The sequence below is a fragment of the Frankia sp. CeRuru1 genome (assembly GCF_977966315.1).
Genome location: NZ_CDWWEW010000228.1, coordinates 1 through 1022, shown reverse-complemented (window position 1 = coordinate 1022; position 1022 = coordinate 1). Strand labels below are relative to the sequence as shown.

The following is a 1022-nucleotide window of genomic DNA, read 5'->3' as shown; positions in this document are numbered from 1 at the left end:
TGGTGCGGCTCCAGGTCGTCCCAGGCGGGCAGCGGGTCGTCGAACCGTTGCCAGGCGGTGGGGCCCGCGGCGAGTTCGGCGTCGGTGAGCAGGGCCGGGTCGAGGCGTCGGCGCGGTTCGTCGGGGTCCAGGCCGACGCCGATGAAGACCAGCTCCTGGCCGGCGGTGTGGCCGGTGAGCAGTTCGCCGGGTTCGATGGTCATGTTCGGCCCGGCCTGGGACCAGACGGCCAGGGTGTGCGGACGGCTGGCGATATGGCAGAAACCCTTGCTGCGCAGCACACCCTCCCAGCCGGCCAGCGCGTCGGCCAGCCGGGCGGGATGGAAGGGACGGTCCGCGCGGTAGGTGACCGAGCGGATGCCGTACTCCTCGGTCTCGGGGGTGTGGTTGCCGGCCAGTTCCTCGACCCAGCCCGCCGACGTGGCCGCGGTGATCGGGTCGTAACGCTCGGTGTCGAGGACCTCCGCCAGGTCGATCACTCCATGGCCGGCGCGGACGAGCCGGGCGTTCGGGTTGAGCCTGCGTAGCAGCCCTTCGACGGTGGCGGCCTGCTCGGAGGTGGCCAGGTCCGTCTTGCTCAATACCAGCACGTCGGCGAACTCGACCTGGTCGATCAACAGGTCGGAGATGCCGCGTTCGTCGTCCTCGTCAGCCTCGAGGGAGCGTTCGGCGAGGTAGTCGCCGCGCTCGAGCTCGGTCAGGAAGGTCGAGGCGTCGACCACGGTGACCATGGTGTCGAGGCGGGCGTGGTCGGAGAGGCTGGTGCCGTCCTCGAACGTCCAGTCGAACGTCGCCGCGACCGGCATCGGCTCGGAGATGCCGGTCGACTCGATGAGGATGGTGTCGAAGCGGCCTTCGCGGGCCAGTGCGCCCACGCTGTCGAGCAGGTCCTCCCGCAGGGTGCAGCAGATGCAGCCGTTGGTCAGTTCGACCAGGCGTTCCCCGCCCCGGCCGGAGACCAGCGAGGCGTCGATGTTGACCTCGCTCATGTCGTTGACCACCACCGCGACCCGGCGTCCCTC

At 70.3% G+C, this 1022-nt stretch carries 1 protein-coding gene; it reads right to left on the bottom strand.

From position 1 onward, the window contains the following. On the bottom strand, positions 1-1022 hold a 1022-nt coding region (locus tag AC08OP_RS16030; protein ID WP_476614937.1), incomplete at both ends, for a GTP-binding protein.